The organism is Paenibacillus sp. NRS-1782, assembly GCF_050467685.1.
GTDB classification, from domain to species: Bacteria; Bacillota; Bacilli; order Paenibacillales; family Paenibacillaceae; genus Paenibacillus; species Paenibacillus terrae_A.
The window spans coordinates 24,981-34,451 of the sequence record NZ_JBITPH010000046.1; the positions used below are offsets into that span (position 1 = coordinate 24,981).

12 protein-coding genes are annotated in these 9,471 nt (G+C 44.8%); 4 read left to right on the top strand and 8 right to left on the bottom strand.

Annotated elements, in window-relative coordinates:
* Positions 1-9 precede the first annotated feature (9 nt).
* Complete coding sequence (gene bcp / locus ACIFQM_RS18630; protein ID WP_430043334.1) at positions 10-489, top strand: thioredoxin-dependent thiol peroxidase; 480 nt, start codon at positions 10-12, stop codon at positions 487-489.
* A gap of 106 nt (positions 490-595) precedes the next feature.
* On the opposite strand, the gene ACIFQM_RS18635 is transcribed toward bcp, so the two are convergent.
* From ACIFQM_RS18635 to ACIFQM_RS18650, 4 genes are all read right to left on the bottom strand, one after another.
* Positions 596-1,693, bottom strand: a complete 1,098-nt coding sequence (locus ACIFQM_RS18635; RefSeq protein WP_430065963.1) for a GerAB/ArcD/ProY family transporter — start codon at positions 1,691-1,693, stop codon at positions 596-598.
* Between the two features lie 19 nt (positions 1,694-1,712).
* Positions 1,713-1,949, bottom strand: coding sequence for a hypothetical protein (locus tag ACIFQM_RS18640; protein ID WP_430043338.1), 237 nt, complete (start codon positions 1,947-1,949; stop codon positions 1,713-1,715).
* Between the two features lie 65 nt (positions 1,950-2,014).
* Positions 2,015-3,226, bottom strand: coding sequence for a Ger(x)C family spore germination protein (locus tag ACIFQM_RS18645; protein WP_430043339.1), 1,212 nt, complete (start codon positions 3,224-3,226; stop codon positions 2,015-2,017).
* Positions 3,227-3,243: 17 nt separating this feature from the next.
* The gene (locus ACIFQM_RS18650) at positions 3,244-4,764 is read right to left on the bottom strand and encodes a spore germination protein (RefSeq protein ID WP_430048968.1); all 1,521 of its coding nucleotides are present in this window, start codon (positions 4,762-4,764) and stop codon (positions 3,244-3,246) included.
* A gap of 156 nt (positions 4,765-4,920) precedes the next feature.
* Between ACIFQM_RS18650 and ACIFQM_RS18655 the strand changes: the two genes are divergently transcribed.
* A complete protein-coding gene (locus tag ACIFQM_RS18655; RefSeq protein ID WP_430048970.1) occupies positions 4,921-5,295 on the top strand; it encodes an MFS transporter in 375 nt (124 codons plus the stop codon).
* Positions 5,296-5,501: 206 nt separating this feature from the next.
* The gene (locus ACIFQM_RS18660; protein ID WP_430048973.1) at positions 5,502-5,999 is read left to right on the top strand and encodes a hypothetical protein; all 498 of its coding nucleotides are present in this window, start codon (positions 5,502-5,504) and stop codon (positions 5,997-5,999) included.
* On the opposite strand, the gene ACIFQM_RS18665 is transcribed toward ACIFQM_RS18660, so the two are convergent.
* Positions 6,000-6,656, bottom strand: a complete 657-nt coding sequence (locus tag ACIFQM_RS18665) for a DedA family protein (RefSeq protein WP_430048975.1) — start codon at positions 6,654-6,656, stop codon at positions 6,000-6,002.
* Between the two features lie 144 nt (positions 6,657-6,800).
* On the opposite strand from ACIFQM_RS18665, the gene guaA reads away from it, so the two are divergent.
* Positions 6,801-8,339 carry a glutamine-hydrolyzing GMP synthase gene (guaA, locus tag ACIFQM_RS18670; protein ID WP_283654667.1) on the top strand — a complete coding sequence of 513 codons (1,539 nt, stop codon included), beginning with the start codon at positions 6,801-6,803 and terminating at the stop codon, positions 8,337-8,339.
* 25 nt (positions 8,340-8,364) lie between these two features.
* Here the strand turns inward: guaA and ACIFQM_RS18675 are convergent, their stop codons facing one another.
* From ACIFQM_RS18675 to ACIFQM_RS18685, 3 genes are read right to left on the bottom strand one after another with little or no spacing between them, the layout of a single operon-like run.
* Positions 8,365-8,664: a hypothetical protein gene (locus tag ACIFQM_RS18675; RefSeq protein WP_430048978.1), complete on the bottom strand. Its 300-nt coding sequence runs from the start codon at positions 8,662-8,664 to the stop codon at positions 8,365-8,367.
* Positions 8,655-9,008, bottom strand: a complete 354-nt coding sequence (locus ACIFQM_RS18680) for a hypothetical protein (protein ID WP_430048981.1) — start codon at positions 9,006-9,008, stop codon at positions 8,655-8,657. Before ACIFQM_RS18680 ends, ACIFQM_RS18675 begins: the two co-directional genes overlap by 10 nt.
* Positions 9,009-9,182 carry a hypothetical protein gene (locus ACIFQM_RS18685; RefSeq protein WP_217587851.1) on the bottom strand — a complete coding sequence of 58 codons (174 nt, stop codon included), beginning with the start codon at positions 9,180-9,182 and terminating at the stop codon, positions 9,009-9,011.
* Between the last annotated feature and the right edge of the window lie 289 nt (positions 9,183-9,471).

A 9,471-nucleotide genomic window follows, 5' to 3' on the forward strand; every position in this document is an offset into this window, starting at 1 on the left:
GATGATGAGATGTCCACGACATCTACCGCTATTGGACAACCCGCGCCGGACTTTGAGTTGCCGGGAAGTGAAGAGAAAAACGTCAAGTTGTCTGATTTTAGAGGCAAAAGGGTTTTACTATATTTCTATCCGAAGGATTTGACTTCCAGTTGCTCGACACAGGCGTGTGATTTTCGGGATAAACACGGGGAGTTCGAGGGTTTGAACACCGTTATTCTGGGGGTGAGTCCTGATCCACTCAAGCAGCATGACAAGTTTATTACCAAGTACGGACTACCTTTTCAGCTTTTGGCAGATGAGGAACATGAAGTGGCGGAAGCTTACGGCGTGTGGCAGCAAAAGCAGATGTACGGCAAGCAATATATGGGCATCGTACGCTCCACCTTCCTCATTGACCAGAATGGGATTCTGATTCATGAATGGCGTAGCTTGAGAGTCAAAGGGCATATTGATAATGCGCTAGAGTACATTCGGGAACTGGCAAAATAATAAACCTCCACACACTCTTTGGGACACTGGCTATTCTTCAGTTCTCAGAGGGTGTTTTTGATATGTAATCTCCGGCTCATTCTTACTTTAGGATGTTGTATAACCCTCATTGTGATTGTTTTCTTTTCTGCTTGATTGCGTAAATGCCCCACAAGCTCAAGGGAAGGATGACCGAGTTGGTCAAATCCCAATCTACCCAGGAGGGGACAAGGGTGTCAAAATAGTAGATGACATTGGGTGCAACCATGCTGCTCAAGCCGTAGACAAGCATTGCCGCAGGCATGTTGAAAGGGCGGTAATCTTTTAGACGAAATATCTGTGCTGTCCCCAATATGAACGCGTAAAAATAAAGGAAGCTCTTAAAAAAGAGCGACAATCCCCATATAGCAGCTATAAAGGCCTCCATACGTTGGAAAAAATTGAATACGTTTATTTTGGCAGTGAGCATATAAGAAGGATATACACTAATTTCGGTCAGAAAAGGGCCGAGAACAAGCAGAGATATAATTACGAACAAACTGAGCAGCACTCCGCCTATAAGGCTTCCTAACAGGATGCTTCTTTTAAAGTGTGCTGAATGCTTCACATAGGGAAAAAGCATGAGAAATACGACTAATTCTCCAAATGGATAACTAACCCCAAGAAGCGTACCATGAATAGTAGGTAGAACCCCGTTTTCCATAATTGGCTTTAATTTAGAAAAATCAATCTCGGGAATCAGGCAAGCCACTACAGTAATAGTCACGATTACAAAGAAAGGCAAGCATAGCTCGCTGGCACGGGCAAGGGCCTCAATTCCGCTAAAAAAAGCGAAGACCAGCATGAGTATTGCCAGCAGCATTAATATCCTTAAGGGGGTTAGCACATAAGTCTGTGTAGTATAAAAGTCACCAAATTCCCTAATATATATCGCATCGGACATCAAGAAATAGAAAAGATACCATATCGAGACGACAGGAGCCAACCATTTTCCTAGAATTTTCCTTATAGCTTCAATCAAGGTAAGGCTGGGATACAGCTCATGTACATGCAGCAAAAGCCAAACAAGCGCCATACCTGCCGGTATACTCAGCAGGGTACTGATCCATGCATCCTGTTTAGCGATATGGGTGCAGATGCTGGGGATGATCAATATCATATCACCCATTGTACAAAAAATAATCAGGACCGTTACTTGTCTAACACTAATACGGCCTTTTTCCAACGCTGTCTGCCCCCTTTATTTACAAATTGAATAGATGTGAAAACAGGTTATTTACCGGCTTATATATCATCTCAATCAAGCTTAGTGGGCTCCATGTTTCCTTTGATTCACCAGCGATCGTACTGAACCACGCCCCGAATGCGAGTATCACGATGTATACAGCCATGTCCTTAAAGCGATGCTTGCGGTATAAGCCGGGCAAGTCCTTGATTGCAATCAATAGAGCAATGCACAAAACCGCAATGAAGGTCTTCATAGGGAGGCTCCTTCCGTAATCATACTCGTTTTGGGATGCTATGAAGCCGCGAACCTTTATTGGGCTTACTCCTTCATTTTCTTTTGAAAGGACTGGAAAATAGCTCCCATTTTCTTGATTTCCGTATTTGCCTTATATTCAATCTGTAAATTCATAAATGTGTGACTCCAATCCTTTTTAAGTTCTTTCCAGAGCTTGGGATCAGCTTGGTGAATTAATTGACCAAATCCAAAAATGTCTACTTTGAAGTTGCGGCGTACCGTTTCCACGGAATGCTTCATAATCTCGATCAATTTGGCATTACTCTCCATCTCGATTTCTTTAATATCCTCCAGACTTTTTAGTTCCATTTTTCTACAGCTATTCTCTCTAATCGTACTTATGTTTTCTACGGATATCTGGATTATAGGCTCACCGTTGTGTACTAACACTTTAGTCTTCGTATAGCTTCTCAAAGTCAGCAGAGCGATCTTACCACCTTCCGGGCAGTTCGTATGTCCTGTCGTTGTATCCACGTTATCCCGGATATAGTTGTATCCTTTGCTATCGTTTTCATCAAGCCACCCGATTAAACGGTCCTTTTTAAACACTCCCAGGCTGGAAAGAGCCAGAACTGATGTTGGTTTAATGGTCTTGATATTGTCCGTACCTTCCTCTATCCCCTTGGATAAATCTCCTTTAGCTTCGAGGGCGGGCAGAGTAGCATGTATTTCGGAGCTGACGAGTTCCTCCATGAGCTGCTCTATAGTCACTTTGCTGACAGGAGCCCAGGTTTTAGATAATACATCCATAGAAGCAAACATTTTGTTCGCGGGAATTTTCTCCAATGTCGTGGCTACCTGAAGTATTTTGGAGGCAGACGTACCTCTCGCAATACAGATATAAAAGTCAGTTCTGGCAAAAGGTTCTCTCATCAGGGATTCCACGACGTCAGCGATTCCTTGTCTGGCGAATTCCTCGCCAAATATCAGCATACGGATTTGTGATAAATAGATGATTCGCGGGCTGATTTCCGTCATTTTTTGGATAGCTTCATAAAGAGTAGGGGCTGTTACCTCATAGGTAGTTACCGTAGGAGCTCCTTTACTGGATCTTGATTTGGAGGCCACCTCCGAAGGAACAACCACCTGTGCCGACACGCGGATTTGATCTCCGTCCTTATCCACACCCAGTCCTACGGTAATTCCGATCTCGTTAAGCTCTCTGCGGTCCCAACAGCCGGTCAAAAGGGAAGCGAGCAGACTGAGTATGAGAATCGTGCTGATCACTGCTTTCATGTACGGTCACTTCCCAATTATTTTTTCTTACCCGCCCGCTTTCTCTGTGTTTTTTGCCGGATCGTATTCTGAACTTGATTCGCATTCGGACGGGTAGTCATCCATGGCCAAGGCAGGCGAAAGATCGTATCCTTCATATCACTTTGCACATAAGGGCCGAACGGGCTCATGTAAGACACTCCGAAGGATCTTAGACTGGTCAGATGAAGCAACAGAGCCATCAAGCCCATTAATATACCTAGAAATCCGAAGGCGGCGGCCAGCATCATGAGGGCGAACCGGACAATCCGTACCGCAATGGATAGCCCATTCTCAGGGATGACATAGCTGGAGATCGCGGTGATGGATACGATAATAACCATGGCGGCTGACACGGCGCCTGCATCCACAGCAGCTTGCCCAATGACCAGCGTACCTACGATGGATACCGCTTGTCCCACCGTCTTTGGAATGCGCACCCCGGCCTCACGCAAAATTTCATAGGTAATTTCCATCAGCATTGCTTCCACAAAGGCCGGAAACGGAACGCCCTCCCGTTGCGCTGCCAAGCTGATCAGCAGGTTGGTAGGAAGCATTTCTTGGTGAAAGGTAGATATCGCTATATAAAAGGCAGGTGCCAGCAGAGCGATGAAAAAAGCCAAAAATCGCAGCATCCGCAACAAAGTACTGATATCCGCTCGTTGATAATAATCCTCGGCCGACTGGAAAAATTGGACAAACAATGCTGGAATCAGAAGTACAAACGGCGTCCCGTCCACTAATATGGCCACTTTTCCCTCCAGCAAACTGGCTGCTACCGAATCCGGGCGTTCACTGTTGTATATCGTAGGGAAGGGGGTAAAGGTGGCGTCTTGAATTTCCTCCTCGATGTAGCCACCTTCCATAATCCCGTCAATATCAATTCGGTCCAGGCGTTCCCTCAACTCCTGAATAACGCCTTCGTCCGCGATTCCTTTAATAAACATCACGGCCACGTTGGTATGAGTGACTTCTCCGATCTGCCTTGTTTCCATCCAAAGACGCGGGTCGCGAATTCGCTTGCGAACCAGAGCTGTATTGGTACGCAGATTCTCAGTAAAGCCCTCCATTGGTCCACGTACAACCGTTTGGGATTGGGGTTCACTAACATTACGATCCTCCCAGCCGACAGCATCAATCCAAATGCTTTTTGCGTAACCCTCCAGCAAAATGATAATTCCGCCGGATAGCATCCGGTTGAATAACGCATCCATTTCATCCAAAGTGCCTGAATGCCCTGCGATCAGCACCTGATCCTTTAAATAATCGAATGGTTCAGCACCCTCCGGTACATGATGAATTTCCATCCGCATAAATGAGCGCAGTACAGAATCATGCAGCAATTGAGTGTTAATCAGACCATCAATATAAAATACGGCTGCTGGCCATTTCTGCATCCACAGTAGCTCTTTGACAATCAAGTCCCCGCTGTTTCCTATCGAGCTTTGGATATGATTGACATTATCCCGCAAGCAAGAGGATACGTGAGTGAGCGGACAGCTTTTATTCTCATTTGGCATACGTAAAATCCTCCGGTATTGGAGTTAGTTGGTTTAGTGTGCTCTGCATAAATGAATTTATGCTTGACGTTTGTATAAACATCACTTTAAATTAGTTGTATATATAATTAGATAAATATATAATTAGTAGATCATTTTGATTTGGAACTGAAGTACATGGTAAACAAGCAATACAGAAAGTTATTTGCGGCTGGCATCATTAACGGAATTGGAGACCGCTTCTGCCAGATCGCTTTGCTAGCCTTGATGTATCGGCTTACCGGCTCGGGACTCAGCGTGGGGATTATGCTGGGGCTACGGGTGATTCCTTTTTTAATTCTGTCACCCGTGTCAGGACTGCTTATCACCCGCATATCCAGGCGCACCCTTATGCTGACTACAGATCTGCTTAGAGGCGTAGCAGCCCTTGCCTTTTTAAGTGTTCACAGCACTGAGGATATGTGGATCATTTATGGAGTCAGTACCCTGTTAGCCTGTGGGGAAGCGCTGTACGCTCCAGCCCGTAAGGCGTCCATCCCGCTGCTGGTCTGATCGTCTGCAATATTGCATTCCCACCCGTCATCAACGAAGAAGTAGCTGGGGGGGCTGCTCATACTGAATCACGTGGAAGTCGGACGCCGTACGATGATCGAATCCTCGCTAGGTCACACATACTGCAATGCATCCGTATTTCGCTTCCGCTCCAAGTCGTGATTGCATTTGAATTACTGGTTCCGTTCATCAATGGAATTGATAATGTGCTGATCAGTGTATATGCCGTGCAGGAGTTTAAGCTAGGGGATGCCGGAATTGGACTGTTTTACGCCGCTTTGGGGGCGGGTCTGGTTGCCAGCTATGCACTGGTGCGCCTATTCAGCCGCTCTTTATTGAGCGGAGGACTGGTATGCTTGCTATTGGAGGGGATATTGCTTATGGGATTAAGCGGAATTGGTCATGCCTGGGTGGCGGCCGCCATTTACTTTTTCATTTCGTTGGCTGGTGGGGTGGGGGCAATCTGTTTGGATACACTACTCATGCGGGAGACCCCGCTGCATTTACAGGGGCCATTACTGGGTATGCTGACAGCGTGGAGTCAAGGGATTATCGGTTTATCCATGTTTGGAGCCGGGGTGGCGGTGGAAATGATAGAGCCACGTATGTTAGGTTTAATTGGAGGAGCAGGATTTGTCATGATATCTATCGTGATAACGATTTACTATACAAGGGCTCGCAGCCGTAAGGCGGCGGATGTCTAATTATTCCGGATCGTTTTTGCCACTGGTTTTCACCGATTTGTCGGACTTGCGGAAAGAACTAAACAGGAAGGATCTCCAGCGATAAACGATATATAGCAGAAGGATAATGCCGATGACGACGACGATTCGCAGCGCATACAGCTCTACCAAATGGAACATGGCATCCCATTGCGGACCGAACACCTTACCGATGCCAAGAAACAGGATGACCCAGAACAGAGCGCCGCTGTACGCATACAAGGCAAATTTACGCAGGGGAAGAGCGATAATTCCCGCAAAATAACCCGTAAAATGCCGGACACCGGGAATAAAATATCCGAGAAAAATAAGCCAGTACCCGTAACGTTGAAACCATTTTTGCGTTTTTTGAAGCTTGTCTGGCGATAGCAAAACCCATTTACCGTATTTCTGGATAAAGGGGAGTCCGGCCCATTTTCCGATAAAGTAGGTAATGGTCATTCCGATGGTTGTGCCCAAAAAGGCCAGCAGCACCAGCTTTCCAAAATCCAGTATACCCGAATAGGAGAGATATCCCGCATAAGCCATCGTGGTTTCCCCGGGAAAAGGTAAAGCAATAAATTCCAGCAGCAAGCCAAAAAAAAGGACGCTGTATCCGTATTCTTCGAACAATTGAGCGATCCATTTCAGCACATCCATCGTTTACACTCCTACGAACAGAATCATAATTTAGAATTAATTCATTTTAACAATTTTTTCATGTCCACTCAACTCCGGTTGATTTCTTGACGTCTTGTTTTATCGTTGCGTATAATGAAACGAACAATTGAGGGAGGCACGGTAATGAATAAGCCTAATGAAATCGTTGTAGTTCTCGACTTTGGAGGACAATACAACCAGTTAATCGCAAGAAGAATACGGGACCTCGGGGTATATAGCGAGCTCCTTCCATACAATACGCCTGCGGAGAAGCTGAGAGAACTGGCACCGAAAGGGATTGTTTTCTCAGGTGGACCTTCCAGCGTATATGCAGAAAATGCCCCTCAAGTCGACCGGGCAATCTACGATCTGGGAATTCCTATTTTCGGTATTTGCTATGGTATGCAGCTGATGGCTCACCAATTGGACGGTAAGGTAGAACGTGCAGGCAAGCGTGAGTACGGCAAAGCAGACGTGCAGTTCAATGAGGATACGAGATTGGCCAAAGGTCTGGAATCCCGTCAGACCGTATGGATGAGCCACGGAGACCATGTTACGGATCTGCCATCCGGCTTTAAACTGGATGCAGGAACGGAAAGCGCGCCGATTGCAGCGATGAGTCATCCAGAGCGGAATCTGTACGCGGTACAATTCCATCCAGAGGTGCGTCATTCCATTCATGGTAATGAGATGATTAGCAACTTCCTGTATGAAGTGTGCGGTTGTGATGGTAAATGGACGATGGAGTCGTTCATCGAGGACCAGATCCGTGAAATCCGTCAGCAGGTAGGCGACAAAAAAGTATTGTGCGCTTTAAGTGGCGGTGTGGATTCTTCCGTTGTAGCGATGCTCATTCATAAAGCGATCGGCGATCAACTGACTTGTATGTTCATCGACCATGGATTGCTGCGCAAGGGTGAAGCCGAAAGCGTAATGGAAACATTCGTTGGCAAATTTGATATGAAGGTTGTCAAAATTGACGCACGTGAGCGCTTCTTGTCCAAGCTGGCAGGAGTCGATGATCCGGAGCAAAAACGTAAAATCATCGGTAACGAGTTCATCTACGTTTTTGAGGAAGAATCCAAGCAATTCGACGATTTTACATTCCTGGCACAAGGCACACTGTATACGGATATTGTAGAGAGTGGAACAGCCACGGCACAGACGATCAAATCGCACCATAACGTAGGTGGCTTGCCGGAAGACATGAAGTTCAAGTTGATCGAGCCGCTGAATGCACTGTTCAAAGATGAAGTACGTAAAGTCGGCGAGGAATGCGGACTGCCACCTGAGATTGTATGGCGTCAGCCATTCCCGGGTCCGGGTCTTGCCATTCGTGTACTGGGTGAAGTCACAGAGGACAAGCTTACGATTGTTCGTGAATCAGATTACATTTTGCGCGAGGAGATTGCCAAAGCCGGCCTGGACCGGGAAATCTGGCAATACTTCACCGCTTTGCCGAATATGAAGAGTGTTGGCGTAATGGGCGACGCTCGTACCTATTCTTACACTGTGGGTATTCGTGCGGTAACGTCCATCGACGGTATGACTGCGGATTGGGCGCGTATCCCTTGGGATGTGCTGGAGAAAATTTCGGTACGTATCGTAAACGAAGTGGATAACGTCAATCGCATCGTGTACGATATCACCTCCAAGCCACCAGCAACGATTGAGTGGGAATAGATAGAAAGAGCGTGAAAGCCTTTATTTATAAGGCTTTCACGCTCTGTTTTTGTTTATCAGCAACCTCTAAATTAGTGAATTGAATGGGTGTGCCGATCGGTATTTCTTCTCCTTTCTCAACGTCAATTAAAGGTGTTTTATTTAGGACTTTTACTCCTAACTTCTCCATTTTGTGAGCAGGGAGAACAACCGAATAGCGGTAACCTTCTAATTTTTTTGTTCTCTCACCGTCCTTATACTCGTAACTTGGCGAAATATCCGCAAGAAGCATTGTTTCCCCCAGAGATTTTGGGTCAATTCGTAGATCAGTTATTCTTAATGGCATGTTATTTCTCCTTTCTGTTCAATAACCAGTGAAATTATTCCAGCAAAAGTTTTTAAAATAACAGGTGCGTAAGCACCTCTAAACTTTCTTGGATATGGATTTGCATAATAGTCGGTTGATAAAAATTCATTATGATTTATTTGCTTGCGTACCAATTGATATTCATCACTACTTTTTGGAATTTTATTTTCGAGGTACTTCATAATTTCTTCTTTGTCTTCAATTGAGATATTTGTATCTTCATCAAATCCCTTTCTAAATTTAAATGAATCAAAACCACCTTTGAAATTTACAACATTGAGAGCAGAATTAAAGGCATCATCCAATTCCTTAACTGCTAACATTTAATTTCCCTCCTTGTTATTTTCTGAACCTCGGTCTACTCGTTCTTTAATACAACGAGTAATGTATGCTGTAGGAGTAGTTCTGTCTTCTAACATTAGTTTCTTGAATTCTGTGTATAGGTTGTCGTCGATATTAAAACTTACCTGTCGTCTTTTCTTTTCTTTTTGTTCCATAGTAGAAACCTCCTAAGAATTCTGAATATAAATCTACATATCTATATTACTACATTACTACATGGGGTGAAAGTTTTCAAGTGTTTTTTATTTTTTTGTCTATAAGTGATGCAACCCAATTGCAACCAACCCATCAATGTCTATCGTAATAGAACCTTTTCAAATCTCGATAAAATCGTTAAAATACTTCAAATTAACTCTAATTATTTACTGAAGTTATTGAGTGGGAGTAGTTGCTATTGAGTTAGAAAGCCTTTTTCAAAGGTGTTTCTATATAAGTTGAACTAAA